21 protein-coding genes are annotated in these 23,803 nt (G+C 65.9%); 14 read left to right on the top strand and 7 right to left on the bottom strand.

Going from position 1 to position 23,803, the window contains the following annotated elements:
• The 6 genes from ACVW1B_RS40190 to ACVW1B_RS40165 all read left to right on the top strand — a co-directional run bounded on the left by ACVW1B_RS40190 (position 1) and on the right by ACVW1B_RS40165 (position 6,452).
• Positions 1-1,197, top strand: coding sequence for a phosphoglycerate kinase (locus ACVW1B_RS40190; protein WP_456777787.1), 1,197 nt, complete (start codon positions 1-3; stop codon positions 1,195-1,197).
• A 42-nt stretch (positions 1,198-1,239) separates the two neighbouring features.
• Positions 1,240-2,307 carry a class II fructose-bisphosphate aldolase gene (gene fba, locus ACVW1B_RS40185; protein ID WP_168859026.1) on the top strand — a complete coding sequence of 356 codons (1,068 nt, stop codon included), beginning with the start codon at positions 1,240-1,242 and terminating at the stop codon, positions 2,305-2,307.
• Positions 2,308-2,623: 316 nt separating this feature from the next.
• Positions 2,624-3,649, top strand: a complete 1,026-nt coding sequence (locus ACVW1B_RS40180) for a class I fructose-bisphosphate aldolase (protein WP_456777788.1) — start codon at positions 2,624-2,626, stop codon at positions 3,647-3,649.
• The gene (locus tag ACVW1B_RS40175; protein ID WP_456822907.1) at positions 3,650-4,339 is read left to right on the top strand and encodes a thiamine phosphate synthase; all 690 of its coding nucleotides are present in this window, start codon (positions 3,650-3,652) and stop codon (positions 4,337-4,339) included. It abuts the gene before it with no gap.
• A 7-nt stretch (positions 4,340-4,346) separates the two neighbouring features.
• Positions 4,347-5,429, top strand: a complete 1,083-nt coding sequence (locus ACVW1B_RS40170; RefSeq protein ID WP_456777790.1) for an HcpA family protein — start codon at positions 4,347-4,349, stop codon at positions 5,427-5,429.
• A 228-nt stretch (positions 5,430-5,657) separates the two neighbouring features.
• Positions 5,658-6,452: an inositol monophosphatase family protein gene (locus ACVW1B_RS40165; RefSeq protein ID WP_456822906.1), complete on the top strand. Its 795-nt coding sequence runs from the start codon at positions 5,658-5,660 to the stop codon at positions 6,450-6,452.
• Positions 6,453-6,466: 14 nt separating this feature from the next.
• Here ACVW1B_RS40165 and ACVW1B_RS40160 read toward each other — a convergent pair whose 3' ends face one another.
• From ACVW1B_RS40160 to ACVW1B_RS40150, 3 genes are all read right to left on the bottom strand, one after another.
• The gene (locus ACVW1B_RS40160) at positions 6,467-7,603 is read right to left on the bottom strand and encodes an AAA family ATPase (RefSeq protein ID WP_456822905.1); all 1,137 of its coding nucleotides are present in this window, start codon (positions 7,601-7,603) and stop codon (positions 6,467-6,469) included.
• 116 nt (positions 7,604-7,719) lie between these two features.
• A complete protein-coding gene (locus ACVW1B_RS40155) occupies positions 7,720-10,875 on the bottom strand; it encodes a multidrug efflux RND transporter permease subunit (RefSeq protein ID WP_456777792.1) in 3,156 nt (1,051 codons plus the stop codon).
• A 6-nt stretch (positions 10,876-10,881) separates the two neighbouring features.
• On the bottom strand, positions 10,882-12,087 hold the full coding sequence (locus tag ACVW1B_RS40150; protein WP_456822904.1) for an efflux RND transporter periplasmic adaptor subunit: 1,206 nt from the start codon (positions 12,085-12,087) through the stop codon (positions 10,882-10,884).
• A gap of 541 nt (positions 12,088-12,628) precedes the next feature.
• Between ACVW1B_RS40150 and ACVW1B_RS40145 the strand changes: the two genes are divergently transcribed.
• The 3 genes from ACVW1B_RS40145 to ACVW1B_RS40135 all read left to right on the top strand — a co-directional run bounded on the left by ACVW1B_RS40145 (position 12,629) and on the right by ACVW1B_RS40135 (position 15,444).
• Positions 12,629-13,615, top strand: a complete 987-nt coding sequence (locus ACVW1B_RS40145) for a flagellar motor protein MotA (protein ID WP_456777794.1) — start codon at positions 12,629-12,631, stop codon at positions 13,613-13,615.
• A 27-nt stretch (positions 13,616-13,642) separates the two neighbouring features.
• The gene (locus tag ACVW1B_RS40140) at positions 13,643-14,671 is read left to right on the top strand and encodes a peptidoglycan -binding protein (protein ID WP_057016193.1); all 1,029 of its coding nucleotides are present in this window, start codon (positions 13,643-13,645) and stop codon (positions 14,669-14,671) included.
• A gap of 383 nt (positions 14,672-15,054) precedes the next feature.
• Entirely contained in the window at positions 15,055-15,444 is a 390-nt protein-coding gene (locus ACVW1B_RS40135) for a hypothetical protein (RefSeq protein WP_456777795.1), read from the top strand.
• Positions 15,445-15,556: 112 nt separating this feature from the next.
• Here ACVW1B_RS40135 and ACVW1B_RS40130 read toward each other — a convergent pair whose 3' ends face one another.
• Positions 15,557-15,877, bottom strand: coding sequence for a PilZ domain-containing protein (locus ACVW1B_RS40130; RefSeq protein WP_456777796.1), 321 nt, complete (start codon positions 15,875-15,877; stop codon positions 15,557-15,559).
• A gap of 321 nt (positions 15,878-16,198) precedes the next feature.
• On the opposite strand from ACVW1B_RS40130, the gene ACVW1B_RS40125 reads away from it, so the two are divergent.
• From ACVW1B_RS40125 to ACVW1B_RS40115, 3 genes are all read left to right on the top strand, one after another.
• Positions 16,199-17,713 carry an AMP-binding protein gene (locus tag ACVW1B_RS40125; RefSeq protein WP_456777797.1) on the top strand — a complete coding sequence of 505 codons (1,515 nt, stop codon included), beginning with the start codon at positions 16,199-16,201 and terminating at the stop codon, positions 17,711-17,713.
• 144 nt (positions 17,714-17,857) lie between these two features.
• Positions 17,858-18,829, top strand: a complete 972-nt coding sequence (locus tag ACVW1B_RS40120; protein WP_057016190.1) for a S1C family serine protease — start codon at positions 17,858-17,860, stop codon at positions 18,827-18,829.
• Between the two features lie 23 nt (positions 18,830-18,852).
• On the top strand, positions 18,853-19,935 hold the full coding sequence (locus ACVW1B_RS40115; RefSeq protein ID WP_456822903.1) for a carboxylesterase family protein: 1,083 nt from the start codon (positions 18,853-18,855) through the stop codon (positions 19,933-19,935).
• 114 nt (positions 19,936-20,049) lie between these two features.
• Here the strand turns inward: ACVW1B_RS40115 and ACVW1B_RS40110 are convergent, their stop codons facing one another.
• On the bottom strand, positions 20,050-20,949 hold the full coding sequence (locus ACVW1B_RS40110; protein ID WP_456777799.1) for an SDR family oxidoreductase: 900 nt from the start codon (positions 20,947-20,949) through the stop codon (positions 20,050-20,052).
• Between the two features lie 54 nt (positions 20,950-21,003).
• Positions 21,004-21,744 carry an SDR family oxidoreductase gene (locus ACVW1B_RS40105; protein WP_456777800.1) on the bottom strand — a complete coding sequence of 247 codons (741 nt, stop codon included), beginning with the start codon at positions 21,742-21,744 and terminating at the stop codon, positions 21,004-21,006.
• A 120-nt stretch (positions 21,745-21,864) separates the two neighbouring features.
• On the opposite strand from ACVW1B_RS40105, the gene ACVW1B_RS40100 reads away from it, so the two are divergent.
• Both ACVW1B_RS40100 and ACVW1B_RS40095 read left to right on the top strand, forming a co-directional pair.
• Positions 21,865-22,752: a LysR family transcriptional regulator gene (locus ACVW1B_RS40100; RefSeq protein ID WP_456822902.1), complete on the top strand. Its 888-nt coding sequence runs from the start codon at positions 21,865-21,867 to the stop codon at positions 22,750-22,752.
• A gap of 63 nt (positions 22,753-22,815) precedes the next feature.
• Entirely contained in the window at positions 22,816-23,022 is a 207-nt protein-coding gene (locus tag ACVW1B_RS40095; protein WP_016841536.1) for a hypothetical protein, read from the top strand.
• 74 nt (positions 23,023-23,096) lie between these two features.
• Here ACVW1B_RS40095 and ACVW1B_RS40090 read toward each other — a convergent pair whose 3' ends face one another.
• Entirely contained in the window at positions 23,097-23,774 is a 678-nt protein-coding gene (locus tag ACVW1B_RS40090; RefSeq protein ID WP_456777802.1) for a DsbA family protein, read from the bottom strand.
• Positions 23,775-23,803 lie beyond the last annotated feature (29 nt).

Below are 23,803 nucleotides of genomic sequence, written 5' to 3'. Positions count from 1 at the left end.
ATGACAAAATCGTTCCGCACCCTCGACGACGTCAACGTGAAGGGCAAGCGCGTGCTGCTGCGCGTCGACCTCAACGTCCCCATGGAAAATGGCCGCGTCACCGATGCCACCCGGCTCGAGCGCGTGGCCCCCACCATCAGCGAAATTTCCGACAAGGGCGGCAAGGTGATCCTGCTCGCCCATTTCGGCCGCCCCAAGGGACGCGATCCCAAGGAATCGCTGAAGCCGGTCGCCGACGCGCTGTCGAAGGTGATCAAGCGCCCGGTCGGCTTCGCCGAGGACTGCATCGGCGAGCCCGCGGCCGCCGCTGTCGCGGCCCTCAAGGACGGCGACATCCTCTGCCTGGAAAACACGCGTTTCCATAAGGAGGAAGAGAAGAACGACGCCGGCTTCGTCGCTGAGCTCGCCAAGCTCGGCGACATCTGGGTCAACGACGCCTTCTCCGCCGCGCATCGCGCCCACGCCTCGACCGAAGGCCTCGGCCACAAGCTTCCCGCCTATGCCGGCCGCACCATGCAGGCCGAGCTCGACGCGCTCGGCAAGGCGCTGGAAGCGCCGACCAAGCCGGTGATCGCGATCATCGGCGGCGCCAAGGTCTCGACCAAGATCGACCTCCTGGAAAACCTCGTGAGCAAGGTCGACGCGCTGGTGATCGGCGGCGGCATGGCCAACACCTTCCTGCACGCGCAGGGCGTCGCCGTCGGCAAGTCGCTCGCCGAAAAGGATCTTGCCCCGACCGCGCTGCGGATCATGGAAAAGGCCAACGCCGCCAATTGCGCGATCATCCTCCCCGTCGACGCTGTCGTCGCCAACCAGTTTGCCGCCAACGCGCCGTCGCATGCCTATGGCCTCGATGCGATCCCGGCCGACGGCATGATCCTCGACGTCGGTCCGCAATCGATCGCGCGCATCCATGCCGCGATCGACGACGCGGCGACGCTGGTCTGGAACGGACCGCTCGGCGCCTTCGAGCTGACGCCGTTCGACCGCGGCACCGTGGTGTCGGCCAAGCATGCCGCCGAACGCACCAAGGCCAGGAAGCTGATTTCGGTCGCCGGCGGCGGCGACACCGTCGCGGCGCTGAACCAAGCGGGCGTCGGCGGTGATTTTTCCTACGTCTCGACCGCGGGCGGCGCGTTTCTTGAATGGATGGAAGGCAAGCCGCTGCCGGGCGTCGAAGTTCTGAAAAACCGTTGATTTAGGTTACATCCGCGAACTTGCACTACAGGGAGAAATGGAATGGCTCGCATTACGTTGCGGCAACTGCTCGACCACGCGGCCGAGCATGATTACGGCGTACCTGCCTTCAACATCAACAACATGGAACAGGCGCTGTCGATCATGGCGGCAGCCTCCGAGGTCGACGCGCCCGTCATCATCCAGGCTTCGCGCGGCGCGCGGTCCTACGCCAACGACGTCATGCTCAAGCACATGATGGACGCCGTCACCGAGATCTACCCGCAGATCCCGGTCTGCGTGCATCTCGACCACGGCAACGAGCCCGCCACCTGCATGACCGCGATCCAGTCCGGCTTCACCTCGGTCATGATGGACGGCTCGCTGAAGGCCGACGGCAAGACCCCCGGCGACTGGGACTACAATGTCGGCGTCACCAAGACCGTGACCGGCATGGCCCATCTCGGCGGCATCTCGGTGGAAGGCGAGCTCGGCGTGCTCGGCTCGCTCGAGACCGGCATGGGCGACAAGGAAGACGGCCATGGCGCCGAGGGCAAGCTGTCGCACGACCAGCTGCTGACCAACCCGGACGAGGCCGTGAAGTTCGTCAAGGAAACCAAGGTCGACGCGCTGGCGATCGCGATGGGCACCTCGCATGGCGCCTACAAGTTCACCCGCAAGCCCGACGGCAACATCCTCGCCATGAACGTGATCGAGGAAATCCATCGCAAGCTGCCGAACACGCATCTCGTCATGCACGGCTCCTCGTCGGTGCCGCAGGAGCTGCAGGAGATCATCAACGCCAATGGCGGCAAGATGAAGCCGACCTGGGGCGTGCCGGTCGCCGAGATCCAGCGCGGCATCAAGAACGGTGTGCGCAAGATCAACATCGACACCGACAACCGGATGGCGATGACCGGTCAGATCCGCAAGGTGCTGAAGGACAATCCGGAAGAGTTCGATCCGCGCAAATACCTCAAGCCCGCGATGGAGGCGATGACCAAGCTGTGCAAGCAGCGCCTGCAGGAGTTCAACACCGCGGGCCAGGCCAGCAAGATCAAGAAGGTGCTGACCACGGCGGAAATGGCCAAGCGCTACGCCGCGGGCCAGCTCGACCCCAAGGTCGCCTGACGTATCTCTCCCTCTCCCCGCCCTTCGCGGGGAGAGGGTTGGGGTGAGGGGCTGCTTCCACGAGCGGCGAATGCGGTTAGACCTGTACCCCCTCGCCCGGATTGCATCTAGCGATGCAACATAGCCGAAGCTCGACTTCGGCGTTCTTTGCCGACGGCCGCCGAAGGCGGCCTATGCCTCTCCCCGCAAGCGGGGCGAGGTGAACAGAACAAGCCAAATCTACGCGCGATCTCAGCCGCGACGAACGTTTTCTAGGCATTTGCCCGAGAACCGCCTATTTTGGTTTGCAAAGGCAATGGCTCTGGAGGACGCCCCGATGAACCTCTCCGACCTCAACAAAATCGCGCTTGCCATGGTCACCCCGGGCAAGGGCATTCTCGCCGCCGACGAATCCTCCGGCACCATCAAGAAGCGGTTCGACGCCATCAAGGTCGATTCGACCGAGGACAATCGCCGTGACTATCGCGAGATGCTGTTCCGCTCGCAGGAGGCGATGAGCAAGTACATCTCCGGCGTCATCCTTTACGACGAGACGATCTGGCAGAATGCCAAGGACGGCACGCCGCTGGTCAAGCTGATCGAGCAGGCCGGCGCGATCCCCGGCATCAAGGTCGACGAGGGCACGCAGGCGCTGCCGAACTGCCCAGGCGAACTCGTCACCGTCGGCCTCGACAAGCTCGCCGAGCGGCTGAAGAAATATTACGAGCGCGGTGCGCGCTTTGCGAAGTGGCGGGCGGTGATCGATATCGGACCGCGAATCCCGACCCAGACCGCGATCCGTGCCAACGCCCATGCGCTGGCGCGCTACGCCGCGCTGTGCCAGGCCGCGCAGATCGTCCCGATCGTCGAGCCGGAGGTGCTGATGGACGGCGATCATGACATCGACCGCTGCTACGAGGTGACGCAGCGCGTGCTGAACCGCACCTTCCAGGAATTGCGGGTGCAGCGCGTCGCGCTCGAAGGCATGATCCTGAAGCCGAACATGGCGATCTCGGGCAAGAAGTGCCCGAAGCAAGCGCCGGTGCAGGAAGTCGCCGAGAAGACCATCCGCCTGCTCAAGAGCTGCGTGCCGGCCGCGGTGCCCGGCATCGCCTTCCTCTCCGGCGGCCAGAGCGACGAGGAAGCGACCGCGCATCTCGACGCCATGAACAAGTTCGGCAATTTGCCCTGGCGGCTGACCTTCTCCTACGGCCGCGCGCTGCAGGCGGCGCCGCAGAAGGCGTGGTCCGGCAAGCCCGACAACGTCCCCGCGGGCCAGCGCGCCTTCTCGCATCGCGCCCGGATGAACGGGCTCGCGAGCACCGGCAATTGGGAAGCCGGCCTCGAGAAACAGGCGGCATAGTTGGCGACCAAGCCCGTTCCGCCGCGGCCGACGCCGCGCCTCTATCTGGCAACGCCGGCGGTCGATGAGCCTGCGCGGCTTGCGGCCGAGCTCACCGAGCTGCTTGCCGCGGCCGATGTCGCGGCCGTGCTGGTGCGGCTGCGCGAGAGCGATCCGCGCAGCATGATCTCCACCATCAAGGCGCTGGCGCCCGCGATCCAGAACGCCGGCGCGGCGCTGCTGATCGACGGTCATCCCGATATCGTGGCCCGCGCCGGCGCCGACGGCGCGCATCTGACCGGCGTCGCCGCGATGGAAGAGGCGTCGCCGGCGCTGAAACCCGACCGCATTGTCGGCGTCGGCGGACTCGCGACCCGCCACGATTCCATGGCCGCGGGCGAAGCCGGTGCCGACTATGTGCTGTTCGGCGAGCCCGACGCCAACGGACAGCGGCCCTCGCGCGAGGCCATCGCCGAGCGGCTGGAATGGTGGGACGAATTGTTCGAGCCGCCCTGCATCGGCTTTGCAACCTCGCGCGAGGAAGCCGAGACGTTCGCGGCGGTCGGCGCGGATTTCGTGCTGGTCGGAGACTCCATCTGGTCCGATCCGCGCGGCGCCAAGGCGGCGCTTGTCGAGATCGGAGAGGCGATTGCGCGGGCGCATGCAGGCACATTCGGCAAGGCCAAGGCCGACGGAAAGGCCGAGGGATGACGCCGGAATGAAATGCCTGCGTCCGATAGGTGTTGCGCTCGGCTGCACGATGCTGGCGAGCGGCGCGATGGCGCAGCTCTCGATCACGCCGCCGGCACAGACGCCGCCCGCGAAGAAGGAGGCTCCGAAGCCGAAGGTGCATTCGCCGGTCGCGAAGAAGCCGACGCCCAAGCCCGCCGCCTCCGCGACGCCGAAGCCTGCCGCATCTCCGACGCCCTCGCCGACCCCGACCCAGGCCGTCGACGATCCCAATGTCGACCTCGTCTACGGCGCCTATCAGCGCGGCATGTACAAGACCGCGTTCGACCTCGCGACCGCGCGCGCGCAGAACAACAACGATGCCAAGGCCATGACGATGCTGGGCGAGCTCTATGCCAATGGGCTCGGCGTCAAGCGCGACTACGTCAAGGCCGACGAGTGGTACAAGCGCGCCTCCGATGCCGGCGACCGCGAGGCGATGTTCGCGCTCGCCATGATGAAGATCGCGGGCCGCGGCGGCGCGGTCGACAAGGATGCCGCGGTCAAGCTGCTGGCGTCGTCGGCCAAGCTCGGCGAGCCGAAGGCGGCCTATAATCTCGCGCTGCTCTATCTCGACGGCCAGACCCTGCCGCAGGACCTCCGCCGCTCCGCCGAGCTGTTGCGCATGGCCGCCGACGCCGGCAGCCCCGAGGCGCAATACGCGCTCGCGACCTTCTACAAGGAAGGCACCGGCGTGCCGAAGGACCTCGAGAAGGCGGCGCGGCTGCTGCAGGCCGCCTCGCTGGCCGACAATGTCGATGCCGAGGTCGAATATGCCATCGCCCTCTACAACGGCTCGGGCACGCCGCGGAACGTGCCGGCGGCGGTGGCGCTGCTGCGCAAGGCGGCCCGGCAGAACAGCGCGATCGCGCAAAACCGCCTCGCCCATGTGCTGGCGACCGGCGCCGGCGCCCCGGTGGACAAGGTCGAGGCGCTGAAATGGCACACGGTCGCCAAGACCGCCGGCAAGGGCGACCCCGATCTCGACGACATCCTCGCCGATATGAGCCCGGAAGACCGCGCCAAGGCCGAGGCAGCCGCGCGAAAATGGATCGGAAACAACGTCAAATGACGCCTTGACGGCGCCACTTCCAGAGGGCACCCAGTCCGGAAACTCGGGCGGCTAGGTCGCTCCCTCCTGATCCGTCATCCTGAGGAGCGCGAAAGCGCGTCTCGAAGGATGAACGGCCCGGTCCGGGGCCGTGCACCCTTCGAGGCTCGCTGCGCTCGCACCTCAGGATGACGGATTTGCGTGCGCCGCCTGATCGACTTTCACATTCTCGGGTCACAAGTTCTCATCATGCTCTATTCCGCTCTCATCAATGTCATGGTCAAGGCCGCGCGCCGCGCCGGCCGCAGCCTCAAGCGCGACCTCGGCGAGATCGAACATCTCCAGGCGTCGCTGAAGGGGCCGGCAAACTTCGTCTCGCTCGCCGACAAGCGCGCCGAGGAGATGCTCTACACCGACCTCGAGAAGGCCCGGCCCGGCTACGGGTTCGTCGGCGAGGAAGGCGGCAAGCGCGAAGGCTCTGACAAGAGCCACACCTGGATCGTCGATCCCCTGGACGGCACCACCAACTTCCTGCACGGCATCCCGCAATTCGCGATCTCGATCGGGCTGAAGCGCGAGGACACCGTGATCGCCGGCGTGATCTACAATCCCGCCAATGACGAGCTCTACATCGCCGAGCGCGGCAAGGGCGCGTTCCTCAACGACCAGCGCCTGCGCGTCGCCGGCCGCCGCCAGCTCAACGAATGCGTCGTGGCCTGCGGCCTGCCGCATATCGGCCGCGGTAGTCACCAGCTGGCGCTGCAGGAGATGGCGGCGCTGCAGACCAAGGTCGCGGGCTTCCGCCGCTTCGGCGCCGCCTCGCTCGACCTCGCCTTTGTCGCCGCCGGCCGGCTCGACGGCTATTGGGAGCGCAATCTGCAGGCCTGGGACGTCGCGGCCGGCCTGCTGATGGTCCGCGAAGCCGGCGGCACCGTCTCCGGCATCCAGGGCAATGACGACCCGCTGCAGACCGGCCACATCGTCTGCGGCAACGAGTTCGTGCACGGCGAGCTGATCAAGATCCTGAAGCCGCTCGGGCAGTAACGCGACGGCGCGATTTAATCGTCGTCATCCTCATCATCGTCGTCCTGCCCGTCACGAAATTCACCGCCCGCGGTCAGGCCCTCGATGGTCGTGGCGCCCTTCGCCTTGATCACCCGGCGCGGCGGGACCGCGCTCTCGCTGCGCAGCGCCTCCATCAGTTGTTCCGAATGGGTGACGATCCAGATGTCGGCGCGGCGCGACGCCCTGGCGATCAGCCTCGCCAACGGCGCCAACAGCGAGGGATGCAGGCTGGTCTCGGGCTCGTTCAGCGCGATGAACGGCGGCAGCCGATAGCCCATGAACACGGCGAGCAGGCAGATATATTTCAGCGTGCCGTCGGATAGTTCGTGCGCCTTGAACGGGCGCGGCACGTCAGCCTGCTGCAGCTCGAATTCGCACCGTCCGTTTTCCGCCCATGCCCGGAGCTCGGCACCCGGGAACGCATCCTCGATCGCATCCTGCAAGTCGACCGCATCCTGCCTGATCGCGCTGAGCGTTGCCAAGGCGGCGGCCAGGTCGCTGCCATCGGCGCTCAGCGAGGGCGTCGTGATGGCGAGACAGGGCTTTCGAATCGGCGAGCCCGGATCGGTGCGAAAATCGTGATAGAAGCGCCAGCTCTGCAGCGAGTTTCGGATCAGGTCGATTTCGGGGCACGCCTTGCCGTCGAGGAAATCCGCGAGCGCGGTCTCCGACGGCAGCACCGCATCCTTGTGCTCGCTCCAGGCGCCGCTCTCGCCGCGGACGCTGACGTATGAATTGGTCCGCTCCATCATCAGGACTTTGCGCTTGCCGTGGATCGCCTCGATGCGTTCGGACTTGATCATCGGCTCGCCGGGAAATGCCGCCTCGAGCGGGCCGCGATGCCCGAGCTCGATGGCGTATTTGACGTGATCGAACCTGACCTCCAACCGCAGCCTTGCATCCTCGCCGCGCTTGCGCAGGCCCGACCAGCAGACCGAGTTCAGCCCGCCCTCGTCAGCGATCGTGCGCGTGATCCGGCCGGTCGCAGCATCCCGCAACAGCGACAGGGACTTGTAGAGATTGGATTTACCGACACCGTTCTCGCCGACGAAGACGGACAGCGGCTGGATGGGCATGAAGAGCCGCCGGATCGAGCGATAATTCGAGATCGCAATATCGCTCGGCCGCATCGCATGCCCTCAATCGCCGGGTTGCCCAAACGCTTCCCGTTCAATCCAGAGCTGCAATCTGGATTGGTCGGCTTGCGAAAGCAAGCCGCTGATCTGACCAGCGTCGGTCCCTGATGTCAGTGACCGATCCTTGCCGGCGCGGGCGGGCCATACACCTCACCCTGCTCCGGCGCCGTCTCACGGTCGCCGGCCAGCACGCGCTGCACGCTGACGAAGAACACCGGCACCAGAAGCAGCGCGAGGATCACCACCGCGATCATGCCGCCCATCACTGACGTGCCGAGTGCCTGCTGGCTGGCGCCGCCGGCACCGGTCGCGATCGCCATCGGCAGCACGCCGCAGACGAAGGCCAGACCGGTCATCAGGATCGGGCGGAATCTGAGACTGCAGGCCTCGATGGTCGCCTCGACCAGCGGCTTGCCCTGCGCGCGCAGATCCTTGGCAAACTCGATGATCAGGATCGCGTCCTTGGCGGCAAGACCGATGATAGTGATCAGGCCGACGGTGAAATAGACGTCGTTTGAGAGCCCGCGCATCGTCGCCGCCACCACCGCGCCGAGAATGCCGAGCGGAATGGTGAGCAGCACCGCGAGCGGAATGGTCCAGCTCTCATAGAGCGCGGCGAGCAACAGGAACACCACCAGCACCGACAGCGCGAGCAGGAACGGCGCCTGCGAGCCCGACAGCTTCTCCTGCAGCGACTGGCCGGTCCATTCATAGCCGAAGCCACGCGGCAGCTTGTCGGCGAGCCGCTCCATCTCGGCGATCGCATCGCCCGAGGTGAAGCCCGGCCGCGCCTCGCCGGAGATGCGCACCGCCGGATAGTAGTTGAAGCCCGCGATCTGCGTCGGTCCCTTCGACCACTCGATGGTGGCGAAGGCCGAGAACGGCACCAGCTGGCCGCGGCTGTTCTTGACGTTGTAGTTGAGGATGTCGTCCGCGTTCATGCGGCTGGTCTTGTCGGCCTGCACGATGACGCGCTGCATGCGCCCGCGGTTCGGGAAGTCGTTGATGTAGTTCGAGCCGAGATTGGTCGAGATCGTGTTGTTGATGTCCTCGAAGGTGAGGCCGAACGCGCCCGCCTTCTCGCGGTCGATCATCAGATTGACCTGCGGCGCCGGCGGCAGGCCTTCGACATAGACCTTCTGCAGGATCGGGCTGGCATTGGCCTCAGCGATCAGGCGATCGGACGCGGCGATCAGCGCCGAATAACCCTTCTGGCCGCGGTCCTGCAGGCGGAACGAGAAGCCCGAGGAGTTGCCGAGGTTGTCGATCGGCGGCGGCTGCAACGCCGAGATCCTGGCGTCGCGGATCGACGACAAATCGCGGTTGATGTCGGCGACGATGGCGGCGGCGGAATCCTTCGGGCCGCGCTCCGACCAGTCCTTCAGGGTGATGAAGGCCTGCGCGGTGTTCATGCCCTGGCCGAGGAAGCTGAAGCCGGTGAGGAACGTGACGTTCTCGATGCCGGCGCGGTCCTTGAGGTACTTCTCGACCTGCTCGACCGCGGCTTCGGTGCGGGCATAGGACGACTCCGACGGCGTCTGCACGTCGGTCGTGATGAAGCCCTGGTCGTCGACCGGCAGGAAGCCGCCGGGCAGCCGGACGAAGCCGTAGGCGACGCCTGCGAACAGCACCAGATAGATCAGCATCAGGCGGCCGGTGCGCTTCAGCCCGGCCTGCACCGTGCTGACATAGCCGGCGCGGCTGGTGTCGAGCACGCGGTTGAACCAGCCGAACACGCCCTTGCTGGCATGGCCGTGGCCCTTCTTGACCGGCTTGAGCAAGGTCGCGCACAGCGCCGGCGTCAGCGACAGCGCGAGCAGCGCCGAGAACGCGATCGCCGCCACCATGGTGACCGAGAACTGCCGGTAGATGATGCCGACCGAGCCGGGGAAGAACGCCATCGGCACGAACACCGCCATCAGCACCAGCGTGATGCCGATGATGGCGCCGGTGATCTGCGACATCGCTTTCTTGGTGGCTTCCTTCGGCGGCAGACCCTCCTCCGCCATGATGCGCTCGACGTTCTCGACCACGACGATGGCGTCGTCGACGAGGATGCCGACCGCCAGCACCATGCCGAACATCGTCAGCATGTTGATCGAGAAACCCGCGATCATCAGCGTGGCGCAGGCGCCCAACAGCGCCACCGGAACCACGATGGTCGGGATGATGGTGTAGCGGATGTTCTGCAGAAACAGGAACATCACGACGAACACCAGCACGACGGCCTCGACCAGCGTCGTCAATACCTTCTTGATCGAAGCCTCGACCACCGGCGTGATGTTGTAGGGGATTTCGTAGGAGATGTTGGCCGGGAAGAAGCGCGACAGCTCCTTCATCTTGGCTTCGACCGCGCTCGCGGTCGCCAGCGCATTGCCCTTCGGCGACAGCAGCACCGAGAGGCCGGCGGTCGGCTTGCCGTCGAGGCGGGTGTTGAACTGGTAGCTGAGGCCGCCGATCTCGATCCGCGCGACGTCGCGCAGGCGGACCGTCGAGCCGTCGGCGTTGGCGCGCAGGATGATGGCGCCGAACTCGTCGGGAGAGGACAGCTGGCCCTTCACCAGCACCTGCGCGGAAATCTTCTGGGTATCTGTGCTCGGCTCGGCGCCGATGCTGCCGGAGGCGACCTGGGCGTTCTGCGCCGTGATCGCCTTGTTGACGTCGTCGGCGGACAGGCCGTAGCCGACCAGCTTGGCCGGATCGATCCAGATCCGCAAGGACCGCTCGGTCGAATACAGCGTGGCGCGGCCGACGCCGGGGATGCGGCGCACCTCGCCCAGCACGTTGCGGATCATGAAGTCGCCGAGGCCCACTTCATCCAGCGAGCCGTCGGTCGAGTTCAGCGTGATGATCTGCAGCACGGCGGACGAGGCTTCCTCGACCAGGATGCCCTGCTGGATCACGGCGCGCGGCAGCCGCGCCTCGACGCGCTTGAGGCGGTTCTGCACCTCGACCGAAGCCTGGCTGGTGTCGGTGCCCGGCTTGAAGTTGGCGATGATCTCGACCTGGCCAAGCGAGTCGGAGGTCGATTCGAAGTTCAGGATGTTGGCGGCGCCGTTGAGCTCCTCCTCGATCAGCCGCGTCACGCTGTTGTAGAGGTTCTCCGGCGACGCGCCGGGATAGCTGGTCGAGATCGAGATCGAGGGCGGCGCGATGATCGGATATTGCGCGACCGCGAGCAGCGGAATCGAGATCGCGCCGATCAGACAGATGAACAGCGCGACGACCCAGGCGAAGATCGGCCTGTCGATGAAGAAGCTAGGCATATCGGATCACCGCACTGCGTGCGCGGTCTGGTGCGAATCCGTCGGTGCTGCAGCTGCGTCGACCTCGCGCCAGGCTTGCGGCCGGACCTTGTCGCCGGCGGCGAATTTCTGGAACCCCTCGACGACGACCTTGTCGCCGGCCTTCAGGCCATCGGTCACGAACCAGGAACCACCCTGCAGCGAGCCGGTGCGCACCGGCTGCACCGCGACGTGATTGTCGGCCTTGACAACGAACACCTCGCTGCCGCCGCCGCCATTGCGCTGGATCGCCTGCTGCGGCACGGCAATCGCATCGCTGTCGATGCCCTGCTCGATCAGCACGCGCACATACATGCCCGGCAGCAGGATGCGATGCGGGTTCGGGAACTCGCCGCGCAACGTCACCTGCCCGGTATAGGCGTCGACCTTGGCGTCGGAGAACAGCAGCTTGCCCGGCAGCGGGTAGATCGAGCCATCGTCGAGCACGAGGCGCACCTTCATCGCGTCGGGCGCGATGCGGTCGAGATCGCCGCTCTCGAAGGCACGGCGGAGCTGGTTCATCTCGGTCACCGACTGCTGGAAGTCGGCGTAGATCGGATCGAGCTGCTGGATGGTCGCAAGGCTCGCGGCGTCGTTCTGCACGACGAGCGCGCCCTCGCTGACCAGCGCCGCGCCGATGGTGCCGTCGATCGGCGCGCGGATCGCCGCATAATCCAGATTGAGCTTGGCGCGCGCAACTTCGGCCTCGCGTCCCTGCACATCGGCTTCGGCCTGCTTCAGCGTCGCGATCGCCTTTTCGTTCTCGGCTTCCGGCGCCGCGCGCTGGCTGGTCAAGGTGGCGATACGGCGGGCCTGCAGCGCGGCCTGTTCGAGCACGGCCTTGGCGCGCGCCAGCGCCGCCTCGGTCGACTGCAATTCGACTTCGAACGGGCGCGGATCGATCTGGTACAGGGGATCGCCGACCTTCACCTCGCTGCCCTGATGGAACATGCGGTTGACCACGATGCCCGAGACGCGCGGGCGTACCTCGGAAACACGGGTCGGCGCGATGCGGCCCGGCAGCTCGCGCAGCATCGCGCGCGCCTGCGGCTTCACGGTGACGACACTGACGTCCGGCTCGGGTGCTTGCACGGCGGCGGTTGCGGTGTTCGGCTCGTCGCAGCTTGCAAGCAGTGGCGCCGTCACGGCCAGCATCAGAGCAATGCATGCCGATTGCGCGCGAAGTCCAGACATTGAGATAATCGCCCCTGAAACGTTTGAACAAACGAACGGCGGTGTCACGGCGACACCGCTCGTGTTGCTGTGATGAAAATAAAATCTGCTTGCTGCGACGCAATGCGTTTTTGGGCGGCTCAATGTCACAGAACGCTATCGCTCTGATTTCGCGGCATCTTTTGTCTTGTCACCGCATTGTGAGCGGGTTCCATCGCAGGCTGTGGGAATGCATTAAGGTCTGCATGAGCGGGAACCCTGCCATTTTGCCTGCGCGGAATGCCGCACCTCGCAACATCGAGACAATCGGACCGAATCACCATCGTCGCGTTCGCCTCACCGAATGACGCGTGCAAGCCGACCTCATTTCGCGATCTGCGGGTGGGGTGTGCAACTCAGTGGATAGTGAAGCGAGGAGCGGTCGGAAAGCCGTGCAAAGCGGCAACGGCCCACGAGATTCCAACTCAAGGTCCTGTTTGCTGCCCCTGGAATCGGCTTTCCTCACTCCGCCGCTGTGCCATATTGCTCGCAGATGCGGCCTTCGCGAACGGATGACCCGGCAATGCCTCCTTCCCGCTCCGACATGGAGATCGAATTGAGCAAGCTGTCCTCGCCTCGGATCTTCCTGGTGCGGATGCTGGTGTTCCTGGTGCTCTGCAGCCTGGTCGGGGTCGTGCTGTACAAGCAGATCGTCACGGCCTTCTTTGCCAATCCGGGGCTGAACGCCCTGATCGGGGCGGTGCTGCTGATCGGCATCATCCTGGCGTTCCGCCAGGTGATCCGGCTCTATCCCGAGGTCGCCTGGGTCAACAATTTCCGCATCGCCGATCCCGGCCTTGCGATCGAGCGCCGCCCGACGCTGCTTGCCCCGATGGCCGCGATCCTCGGCGGCGAACGCTCGGGGCGGATGTCGATCTCGCAGCAGACCATGCGACATCTGCTCGATTCGATCGCAACCCGCCTCGATGAAGCCCGCGACATCTCGCGCTACATGACCGGCCTGTTGGTGTTCCTCGGCCTGCTCGGCACGTTCTGGGGCCTGATCGAGACGGTGGGCTCGGTCGGCAAGGTGATCGACGGGCTCAAGGTCGGCGGCGACTCCGGCGCGCTGTTCGATACGCTGAAGGAGGGCCTCGCCGCGCCGCTCGGCGGCATGGGCATCTCGTTCTCGTCCTCGCTGTTCGGCCTCGCCGGCTCGCTGATCCTCGGTTTCCTCGACCTGCAGTCGAGCCAGGCCCAGAACCGCTTCTACACCGACCTCGAGGACTGGCTCGCCGGCACCGTGCGCGGCATTTCCGGCGATGAACCTGGCGTCTCCGGCGACATGCAGGGCGCCATCGATCGGCTCCGCACCGCGCTCGAGGAAGGCGGCGGCGGCCGCAGCACCACGGCCGCGATGGCCAATCTTGCCGAGGCGATCCAGGGACTGGTTGCGCATATGCGCACCGAGCAGCAGATGATCCGGGAATGGGCCGACGGCCAGGGCGAGCAGAACCGCGAGATCAAGCGGCTGCTCGAACGCCTCGCCCGCCAGCCCGAGAAGAGCTAGCCGGGGAGCAAGCCCAAGGAGACACCCATGGCCCTCGCCCGCTCGCGCCGCAGCGAATCCGGCTTCAACTACTGGCCCGGCTTTGTCGACGCATTGTCGACGCTGGTGCTGTCGATCGTGTTCCTGCTGTCGGTGTTCCTCGTCGTGCAGTTCTTCCTGTCGCAGGAGGTCACCGGCAAGGACAAGGCGCTGGAACAGCTCACCGCCAAGATCGCCCAGCTCAACGACCTGCTGTCGCTGGAGAAGCTCTCCAAGCTGACGCTCGACGACCAGGTGGCGCAGCTGCGCGCCGGGCTCGCCTCGGCGGAAGGCGAGCGCGACCGCATGAAGGGACTCTATGAGGGGCTCGCGAGTTCCGGCAGCGACGCGCAGGGCCGCGCCAACGAACTCAACAAGGCGCTGGAGTCCGAGAAGGCCGTATCGTCGCGCGCACTGGCGCAGATCGAGCTGCTGAACCAGCAGATCAGCGCGCTGCGCCGCCAGCTCGCTGCGCTCGAAGAGGCGCTCGACGCCTCCGAGAAACGCGACAAGGAATCGCAGAACCGCATCGCCGATCTCGGCCAGCGCCTCAATGTCGCGCTGGCGCAGCGGGTGCAGGAACTATCGAAATACCGCTCGGAATTCTTCGGCCGGCTGCGTGCGATCCTCGGCAACCGTCCCGATATCCGCGTCGTCGGCGACCGCTTCGTGTTTCAGTCGGAAGTGTTCTTCGACACCGGCCAGGCGACGCTGCTGCCCGAGGGCAAGACCGAGCTCGAAACGGTCGCGAGCGCCCTGATCGATCTCGACAAGCAGATTCCGCCCGAGATCGCCTGGGTGCTGCGCGTCGACGGCCACACCGACGTGCGGCCGATCAACAGCCCGCTGTTCAAGTCGAACTGGGAATTGTCCTCGGCGCGCGCGATCTCGGTGGTGCAGTACCTGGTCTCGCTGGGCGTGCCGGCGCAACGCCTGGTCGCCGCCGGCTTTGCTGAATTCCAGCCGCTCGACACCGCGCAGACCGAAGAGGCCTACAAGCGCAACCGCCGCATCGAGCTGAAGCTGACGGAACGCTAGGACGACGGCGCCTGGACAACCAGTCGCCATTGCCGGGCTCGACTGTGTTTGCGTGAACCCGTGAGGACGGGCACACGGCGCTATCCGTTCGTTGTCCTGGCGAATGCCAGGACCTATAACCACCGCATTTGATGATGAACGGGATCGCGGCCCCAGCGTCGCGCAACAATTGAGATTTGAGGTTATGGGTCCTGGCTTTCGCCAGGACGACATTGAGTGTGTGGCGAGTTCTGTGAGTCACACATCCGCATTCTCGCGACATGAATGTCCAAACTTCATGTCGAAAGATCCGCAACACCGGCGAGGCGTCGCCGCGATCGGTGGAGACCGTTCATTACACGGATATTTGCTTCGCCCTGGCGAGGCGTCCGGGAACGCATCAAATGCGGCTGACGTTATGTTGGTATCGCAATCTCGCGGGCTTGGCGGATGTCTCGTCTCCGTCGCGGCTGTGCCTGTCGCTCAAGCCTCACCGCGCCATCTCGGACCAGCACATGTTCAAGACCAAATTTGCCATCGTCGTCGCCGCCGGCCTCATCCTCGCACCGGCCCCGCTTCTCGCGCAGAACACCGGCGGCACCCCGCTGCCGCCGAGGCCTGGCGACCGCGCCGCACCGTCGAACGGCGTCGGCGGCACTGCGCTCCCGACCCAGTCCGGCCAGCGCGTCGCACCGTCTTCGGGCACCGGCGGCGGCAGCGCCGCACCGGCGCTTCCGGGAGGCCCGACGGGCACCACCACCGGCAATGCCGACAACAACCCGCAGCGGCGATGACGTGAGCCACACTTGCGCGGGACGTCCTGGCGTGAACCATTGAACGCGCGCCCGATGCGATCGGCGATGGTCTGCGCCGATGTCCATTCGAACGTTGATTGATGAAGCCGCGCTAGGTCGCGCCGGCCGGCTCCGCGGCCGGTTCAACCGGCTCGACCTCGGCGGTCACGAATTTGAGCCCGTAGGTCTTGCCGCGCCGCCAGACCACCTCGCAAGGGAAGCGCTTGGCGTGATCGGCGAGCAATGTCAGCGCAAGCCGGTCCTTCACCTCGAACTCGACCTCGGTGGTGATCTTGGCGCCGCCCGGCGAGATGTCGACCACGGCGCATTCGCTCTCGGTCGCGCCGTCGTCGACCGTGATCCAGGCCGCACGATTGTTGAGCTGGCGCCGCGGCTCGCGACTGACCTTGATCCGTGCTCGATTGCTCGCCATCGTCGCCGTCCTTGAAGCCATTGGTCATTGAAAGACATTGCACGCCGTGCACGTCGCTCGACGCGCCCGGCACAGAACCGCAACGGCCACAATGCCGGCCCCCCGTAAAGCCCGGCTTAGCGCGATCGCTTGAACTTTACCGGAATCTTGACGCGGCTTTTAGCGAACAGGGATTCTGCAACTCCATCAGCGGGATACCGGCCGCATGGACAGCCGCCGGCTTGACACGGAGACTGCACTCTTGGTGAAGTGGCGGCCGTGGCCTTGGCCACATCCCTGCAACAAGAGCGCTTCAAGCCGCCTTTTCCGACGGAAACGACCATGCTGATCCCCCTCGCCGACGTGCCGCGCTGGTATGCCGAACGCAAGCCCACGGATGCGATCGCCATCAGTCATGGCGCGGATGCGCTGACCTGGCTCGAGCTCGAGCGCCGCGCCAATGCACGGGCGCGCGCCTTCGCCGCCAAGGGCGTCAAGCCCGGCGACTTCGTCGCGATCGGGCTGCCCAACAGCAACGCGTTCTTCGAGACGACCTTCGCGGTGTGGAAGTGCGGCGCGACGCCGACCTCGCTGTCATGGCGGCTGCCGCGCGGCGAGGCCGCTGCCGTGCTCGAGATTCTGAAACCGTCGCTGGTGGTCGGCGGCGAGGCCGACTGGAATGCGCCGAATTCGCTGCCGGTGAATTTCGTGCCGGACGGATTCTCCGAGGAGCCGCTCGATGCGCCGGTCGCGCGCTACTGGAAGGCGATGACGAGCGGCGGCTCGACCGGGCGGCCGAAGGTGATCCTCGATCACAACCCCGCGGTGATCGAGACCACGGCCGAGGCGACGCTCGGCATTGCGCGCGACACCTCGCTGCTCAATCCGGGGCCGCTGTATCACAATGCGCCATTCATCCTCTCGCACTTTGCGCTGTTCGGGGGCGGAAGGGTCACCGGCATGGTGAAGTTCGACGCCGAGGAGACGCTGCGGCTGATCGAGCGCGAGCGCGTGCAATGGGTGAACTTCGTGCCGACCATGATGCACCGGATCTGGGCGCTGCCCGAGGAGGTGCGCAACCGCTACGACGTCTCCAGCCTGAACATCGTGTTTCACATGGCAGCGCCGATGCCGCCCTGGCTGAAGGAGAAGTGGATCGAATGGCTCGGCCCCGAGCGGATCTGGGAGCTCTATGGCGGCACCGAGCGGCAGGGCGCCTGCGTGATCTCAGGCACCGAATGGATGGCGCACAAGGGCTCGGTCGGCAAGATCGGCGAGACCGCGAAACTGCGCATCATCGGCGAGGACGGCAACGACGTCGCGTCCGGCGAGACCGGCGAAATCTATTTCCTGCCCAATGACGGCGCCGGCTCGACTTATCACTATCTCGGCGCAACGCCGAAGCGGCGGCCGGACGGCTGGGAGTCGCTCGGCGACATCGGCCGACTCGATGACGAAGGCTATCTCTATCTCGGCGACCGGCTCGCCGACATGGTGCTGCGCGGCGGCGCCAACATCTATCCGGCCGAGGTCGAGGCCGCGGTCAGCGAGCATCCCGAGGTGCGCTCCTGCGTCGTGGTCGGACTGCCCGATCCGGAATTCGGCCAGCGCGTGCATGCGATCCTCGAGCTCGCCGACAGCGCCGATGCACAAGCGATCGCCGACGGCATGGGCGATTTCCTGAAGGACCGGCTCAGCCGCTACAAGCATCCGGAAAGTTTCGAGCGCGTCGGCACCGCGCCGCGCGACGATTCCGGAAAGGTTCGCCGCACCATGCTGCGCGACGAGCGCGCCGCGTGGATCAAGGACAACCGTGCCTTCCGCATCATGCCGGCGCGTGCGGCAAAAACCGAATAGGTTCAATTATCTTGCGAGGGGCAGGTCTGCACGCCACATGAGCTGTGCAGGCGGCCCTGCAAGGTATATCATTCCATCTTCCCTGCCGGCAGAACCTCGGTCTACCTTGAGGTTCCAGCGCCCTGCACGCCAGGAGATCCCTTGATGCCCTCCACGACCGAATGGAAAGTGCCCGCGGCCTTTCAGCCTCGCCCTGAAGATTACCGCTACGATCTCGATCGCGCGCTGATGAGTGTGGTCGGGCTGCACTCGATCATTCCGCCGGATGCTTTCAGCGCCGAGACGCTCGGCACCGAGCGCGCCGGCAATGGCGTCCTGATCGACGACGGGCTGGTGCTGACGATCGGCTATCTGATCACTGAAGCCGCCACGGTGTGGCTGCATCTCGGCGACGGCCGCGCGGTCGAGGGCCACGCGCTCGGCTTCGATTTCGAATCCGGCTTCGGCCTGGTGCAGGCGCTCGGCCGGGTCGATCTCGAGCCGCTGCGGATCGGCTCGTCGGCGGCGACGCAGGTCGGCGACAATGTGGTGCTCGGCGGCGCCGGCGGCCGCACGCGCTCGGTCGCAAGCCAGATCGCGGCGAAGCAGGAATTCGCCGGCTACTGGGAGTATCTGCTGGACGAGGCGATCTTCACTTCTCCGTCGCATCCGAACTGGGGCGGCACCGGGCTGATCAACAATGCCGGCGAGCTGATCGGCATCGGCTCGCTGCAGCTCGAACGCGAGCGCTCGGGCCACGCCGAGCATGTCAACATGATCGTGCCGATCGATCTGCTCAATCCGGTGCTGGACGATTTGCGCAAGTTCGGCCGGGTCGACAAGCCGGCGCGGCCGTGGCTCGGCATGTTCACGACCGAGATCGACAACCGCCTCGTGGTGGTCGGCGTCGCCAGCAAGGGACCGGCGGCGCGCGCCGAACTGAAGACCGGCGACGTGATCCTCGCGGTCGACGGCGACAAGGTGACGAGCCAGGCCGGCTTCTACCGCAAGCTCTGGTCGCTCGGCGCGGCCGGCGTCGACGTGCCGCTGACCATCTATCACGAGGGCGTCACCTTCGACGTCACGCTGACCTCGATCGACCGCATAAAGCTGTTGAAGGCGCCGCGGCTTCATTGAGGCAAAGGGAAGAGGCAGCGGCGATGAGCGAGGCCGTGGTTGACGACATCGTGGCCGTGCTGCCGCCGCTGTTGCAGACGCTGGAATCGCTGTCGTTCGTCGCGCGCAACCTCAATCCGCCGGACTTCGATCGCGTGATGCAGATCGCGGGCGAGCCCGAAGAGGCCTTGCAGGCGGTGCGGCCGCGGCTCGCCGACTGGCCGGAGAAATTCGCGCACATCAAGACCGCGCTGGAAGCTGCGATCGAACCGGCGCTGTCAGGCTATGCGGGACTGCGCGCGGTGCAGAACGGCGAAGGCGATCTGGTCAGCGTATTCCGCGCGCTGCGCTATCTGCCGCGGGCGCAGGAGGCGCTCTATCCGCTGACCGAGCTGCCGCCGGTCAGCGGTTTCTTCATCGCGCCCGATCTGCGCGAGGATACCGAGCTGCAGGCGAAGCTCGCCGCCAAGCCCAACGCCGACACCGGCATCTTCCATGAGCGCAACGAGCCGGGCAGCCGCGGCGGCTTCTCGATGTACGTGCCGGAATATTACACGCCGGATCGCGCCTGGCCGCTGGTGATGGCGCTGCATGGCGGCAGCGGCAATGGCCGCGGCTTCCTGTGGAGCTGGCTGCGCGATGCGCGCAGCCGCGGCGCCATCCTGGTGGCGCCGACCGCGACCGGCCAGACCTGGGCGCTGATGGGCGAGGACACCGACTCGCCGAATCTGAACCGCATCCTCGACCAGGTGCGTGCGCGCTGGAAGATCGACGAGACGCGCCTGCTGCTGACCGGCATGAGCGACGGCGGCACCTTCAGCTATGTGAGCGGGCTCGACGGCGCCTCGCGCTTCACGCATCTGGCGCCCGTTGCCGCGACCTTCCATCCGCTGATGGCAGAGATCGCCGACGCGGAGCGGCTGCGCGGCTTGCCGATCTTCATCACCCACGGCCGACTCGACTGGATGTTTCCCGTGCAGACCGCGCGGCAGACCCAGGGCATGCTGTCAGCCGCCGGCGCCAGGGTGACCTATCGCGAAATCGACGATCTCAGCCACACCTATCCGCGCGAGATCAATGCGGAGATCATGCAGTGGATGAATGGTGAGCGAGCCGACAGCACCTGAGGGATCGTATCCCGTCATTGCGAGCCGAGCGAAGCAATCCATTGTCACCGAGCACGCGGGCAGATGGATTGCTTCGTCGCTGTCGCTCCTCGCAATGACGTTGCGGGGAGAAGATTACCCGTTCACTCGCGGCTTGAGCAGGTCGGAGAAGCCGACCCGGTGCAGCATCTCGTTGCGGACGCGGTCGATCACGCCGAATGCGACTTCGGCGCCGTCCTGCGTCGGATCGATGTGGACGCGGAACGGCCGCTTGCCGAACGGCGTGTCGACGACTTTGACGATCACGTCGGCGACCGACGAGGCGTCGGCATCCTCGGGCACGATCGCCGCGAACGCCTTCATGATCTCCTCGCCGAAGCCGGCATAGGGACCGGCCTCATATTCGGCGACGCGGGCCTCGTCGGCGGGACGGCCGGAATGCGCAAAGTGGTTGGTGCCGCCGGTGAAGGCGCCGGGCACGATGATCGAGGTCTCGACGCCCCAGCGCGTAAGCTCCCGAGCATAGATCACGGCCATCGCATCCATGCCGGCCTTGGCCGCGAAATACGGCGCGAGATAGGGCGGCGTGCCGCCGGCCGAAGAGCTGCTCGACACCCAGACCACGAGTCCCCTGCCCTGCTTGCGCAGCTGCGGCAGCGCCGCGCGATTGACGCGCTGGGTCGACAGCACGTTGACGTCGTAGAGCTCGGCAAGCTGCTCGGGCGTGAAGGCCTCCGCCGGGCCGAACACCATGTGGCCGGCATTGTGCATCACGACGTCGAGGCGACCTTCCTCGGCGACGATCTGCGCAATCGCCGCATCGATCGACGCCTGCCAGCCGACATCGAGCTCGAGCGAGCGCAGGTCGACCTTGTTGTCGCGCGCGAACTCCTCGATATCGGCGACCGCGGAGGCGTTGCGGCCGGTGGTGTGGCGCATCGAGGCGTAGACGGTGTGGCCGGCCTTGGCAAGCGCGTTGGCGGTGAGGCGGCCGAAGCCGCTCGAAGCGCCGGTAATGACGATGACCTGTTTCATGACACGTATCCTTGTGATCGGTTGAATGCGAGTTGGGTTGGAGATGTGCGGGCGTCAGACCAGGCCGCCATTGGCGCGGAGCGCCTGGCCGTTGATCCACGAGCCGTCGGGGCCGGCGAGGAACGACACGACATTGGCGATGTCATCGGGCGTGCCGAGCCGCTCCAGCGGCACCATCTTGGCGAAGCGGTCAATCAGCTCGTCCGACTTGCCGTGCAGGAACAGGTCGGTCGCGGTCGGCCCGGGCGCGACCGCATTCACCGTGATGCCGCGGCCGCGCAACTCCTTGGACAGGATCGCGGTCAACGACTCGATTGCGGCCTTGGTCGCGACATAGATGCCGTAGGTCTCAAGCTTGGTGCCGACGACGCTGGTCGAGAAGTTGACGATGCGTCCGCCGTTGCGCAGCCGGCGCGCCGCCTCACGCATGGTGTTGAAGCTGCCCTTCAAATTGACCGCGACCTGCTGGTCGAACGCGGCATCGTCGCTGTCGGCGATCTTGCCGAGCTTCATGATGCCGGCGTTGTTGACCAGCACGTCGACGCCGCCGAAGGCGGCTTCCGCCGCGTCGAACATGCCGCGCACCGCGTTGGCATCGCTGACATCGGCCTTCGCCGTCAGTGCCCGGCCGCCGGCGGCCTCGATCCTGTCGGCCACCGCCTGGGCGGGTTTGGCGTCGCCGGAGTAGTTGATGACGACGGTGAAGCCGTCCTTGGCGAGGCGTTCGGCCACCGCCGCGCCGATCCCGCGCGAGGCACCCGTCACCAGAGCTACCTTGTTGGTTTGGTTGGTCATTTTCAGTCTCCCATCAGGTTGTGCGGCCGCGCCGCGTTGGATGGGAGGACACTAGGTCTTGGCGTCTTCCGGATAATCATGCATCATCCGACATCACTATTCGTTATTTCCGGACAATAGATGGACCGTTTCGACGCGATGCGCGTGTTCACCCGGGTGGTCGAGCGGCGCAGCTTTTCGCTCGCCGCCGAGGATCTGGGGCTGCCGCGCTCGACGGTGACGGACGCGGTGAAGGGACTGGAGGCGCGGCTCGGCGTGCGGCTGCTCGAGCGCACCACGCGCACGGTGCGCCCGACGCTCGATGGCGAGGCGCACTACCGCCGCTGCCTGTCGCTGATCGCGGATCTCGAAGACGCCGAGGGCGCGTTCGGCGGCGCGCGGCCGAAGGGGCTGCTGCGGCTCGAGGTGCAGGGCACGCTGGCGCGGCACTTCCTGCTGCCGAACCTGCCGGGCTTCCTCGCCGAATATCCTGATATCGAGATCAACATGAGCGAGAGCGACCGCTGGGTCGATCTGATCCGCGAAGGCGTCGACTGCGTGCTGCGCTTCGGCGAGCTGCCCAACAGCGACATGATCGCGCGGCAGGTCACGATGCTGGAGCGGTTGACCTGCGCGACGCCGGATTACCTTGCGCGTTTCGGCACACCGGTCGACCCGTTCGCACTCGATGGCCATCGCATGATCGGCATCCGCTCGCTGACGACCGGACGCCTGCGGCCGATGGAGTTCGTGATCGACGGCGTGCTGAAACAATTTCCGCTGCCGGCGCCGATGTCGGTGACCGGCCCCGAGAGTTACCTGGCGAGCGCCAAACTCGGTCTCGGCCTCGTGCAGGTGCCGCGCTTCCACGCCGAAGCCGATCTGACAAACGGCACGCTGATCCCGGTGCTGCAGCAATGCCCGCCGCCATCGGTGCCGGTAAACCTGCTCTATCCGCGCAACCGCCAGCTCTCGCCGCGCGTGCGCGTGTTCATCGATTACGTGATGCGGGCGTTCGCGCGCAGTTGATCGATCGCCGGAACCACAGCGAGCCCGGCGACGTTATGCTTCCGACACCGGAGGGATTGAGCGATGCGGACCTTTTTCGGCATGATTTTGGGCGCGCTGCTGCTGATATGCGGCGTCTACGTCTACGATTCCATGCGGACATCGAGCGTCGCCAATGGCGAGGTGGCGCAGGACACGCGCACCATCGTCAATTGGGACGTCGCAGCGCATGACTGGAACCTGCTGAAGACGCGCACCCGCGAGCAGTGGGACAAGATCGCGGCGAAGTAACGATTGTTTTCAAGCCGACACAAAAAGCAAATGGCCTCTCGCCGGAGAGGCCATTTTCGTTGCAGGAAGCGCGATCAATTCTGCTCGGTCTTGCGACCCATATTGGCCTTGCGGGCGTCGGCGATCACCTGCTCGAACTGATCCATGCTGAGCACGCCCGGTACGCGGTACTTGCCGACGATGAATGACGGCGTGCCGTTGAAGCCGAACGCCAGCGCCTGCTCGTTGTTGCGGGAAAGGATCGCATCGATCGCCTTGGCGTTGGCGTCGTGATCCTTCTTCAGGCGGTCCATGTCGAGGCCGGCGCCCGAGAGCAATTCGGCGATGCGCGGCTCGGTGATGCGCGAATTGACCGAGATCATCGCCTCATGCGCGACGTCGAACTTGTTCTGGTACTTCGCCGCCAGCGCCATCCGCGCCGCGACCTTGGAGACCGGTCCGAGGATCGGCCAATCCTTCAGCACGAGGCGGACCTTGCCGTCGTCCTGCACCACCTGGCGCAGCTCCGGCGCGAGCTTGCGGCAATAGGGGCAGTTGTAGTCGAACCATTCGACGATGGTGATGTCGCCCTTGGGGTTGCCGATGTCAGGAATATCCGGATCGCGCAGCACCTGCTCCTCGGTCAGGACATTGTCGTCCTCGGCGCGTGCGGCGCCCGCGGCCATGAGAGCGATGCCGGCACCGAACAGGCCGAGCGCGCCGCGGCGGGTGGCACCGGCGTTGATCAGGGGCGATTTCGTCAGTTGGTTCATAGCTGGCTTTCGCAAGAGCTCTTCACCCT

Source organism: Bradyrhizobium sp. USDA 4502 (assembly GCF_054063355.1).
The sequence above is the reverse complement of the archived record's forward strand: the minus strand, read 5'-3'. Positions and strand labels throughout refer to the sequence as shown.

Excerpts from the sequence above, each read along its gene's own strand:
- ACVW1B_RS40190 (WP_456777787.1), top strand. The coding sequence starts at position 1 with ATGACAAAATCGTTCCGCACCCTCGACGACGTCAACGTGAAGGGCAAG.
- fba (WP_168859026.1), top strand. The coding sequence starts at position 1,240 with ATGGCTCGCATTACGTTGCGGCAACTGCTCGACCACGCGGCCGAGCAT.
- ACVW1B_RS40180 (WP_456777788.1), top strand. The coding sequence starts at position 2,624 with ATGAACCTCTCCGACCTCAACAAAATCGCGCTTGCCATGGTCACCCCG.
- ACVW1B_RS40170 (WP_456777790.1), top strand. The coding sequence starts at position 4,347 with ATGAAATGCCTGCGTCCGATAGGTGTTGCGCTCGGCTGCACGATGCTG.
- ACVW1B_RS40165 (WP_456822906.1), top strand. The coding sequence starts at position 5,658 with ATGCTCTATTCCGCTCTCATCAATGTCATGGTCAAGGCCGCGCGCCGC.
- ACVW1B_RS40160 (WP_456822905.1), bottom strand. The coding sequence starts at position 7,603 with ATGCGGCCGAGCGATATTGCGATCTCGAATTATCGCTCGATCCGGCGG.
- ACVW1B_RS40155 (WP_456777792.1), bottom strand. The coding sequence starts at position 10,875 with ATGCCTAGCTTCTTCATCGACAGGCCGATCTTCGCCTGGGTCGTCGCG.
- ACVW1B_RS40150 (WP_456822904.1), bottom strand. The coding sequence starts at position 12,087 with ATGTCTGGACTTCGCGCGCAATCGGCATGCATTGCTCTGATGCTGGCC.
- ACVW1B_RS40145 (WP_456777794.1), top strand. The coding sequence starts at position 12,629 with ATGCCTCCTTCCCGCTCCGACATGGAGATCGAATTGAGCAAGCTGTCC.
- ACVW1B_RS40140 (WP_057016193.1), top strand. The coding sequence starts at position 13,643 with ATGGCCCTCGCCCGCTCGCGCCGCAGCGAATCCGGCTTCAACTACTGG.
- ACVW1B_RS40135 (WP_456777795.1), top strand. The coding sequence starts at position 15,055 with ATGCGGCTGACGTTATGTTGGTATCGCAATCTCGCGGGCTTGGCGGAT.
- ACVW1B_RS40130 (WP_456777796.1), bottom strand. The coding sequence starts at position 15,877 with ATGGCGAGCAATCGAGCACGGATCAAGGTCAGTCGCGAGCCGCGGCGC.
- ACVW1B_RS40125 (WP_456777797.1), top strand. The coding sequence starts at position 16,199 with ATGCTGATCCCCCTCGCCGACGTGCCGCGCTGGTATGCCGAACGCAAG.
- ACVW1B_RS40120 (WP_057016190.1), top strand. The coding sequence starts at position 17,858 with ATGCCCTCCACGACCGAATGGAAAGTGCCCGCGGCCTTTCAGCCTCGC.
- ACVW1B_RS40115 (WP_456822903.1), top strand. The coding sequence starts at position 18,853 with ATGAGCGAGGCCGTGGTTGACGACATCGTGGCCGTGCTGCCGCCGCTG.
- ACVW1B_RS40110 (WP_456777799.1), bottom strand. The coding sequence starts at position 20,949 with ATGAAACAGGTCATCGTCATTACCGGCGCTTCGAGCGGCTTCGGCCGC.
- ACVW1B_RS40105 (WP_456777800.1), bottom strand. The coding sequence starts at position 21,744 with ATGACCAACCAAACCAACAAGGTAGCTCTGGTGACGGGTGCCTCGCGC.
- ACVW1B_RS40100 (WP_456822902.1), top strand. The coding sequence starts at position 21,865 with ATGGACCGTTTCGACGCGATGCGCGTGTTCACCCGGGTGGTCGAGCGG.
- ACVW1B_RS40095 (WP_016841536.1), top strand. The coding sequence starts at position 22,816 with ATGCGGACCTTTTTCGGCATGATTTTGGGCGCGCTGCTGCTGATATGC.
- ACVW1B_RS40090 (WP_456777802.1), bottom strand. The coding sequence starts at position 23,774 with ATGAACCAACTGACGAAATCGCCCCTGATCAACGCCGGTGCCACCCGC.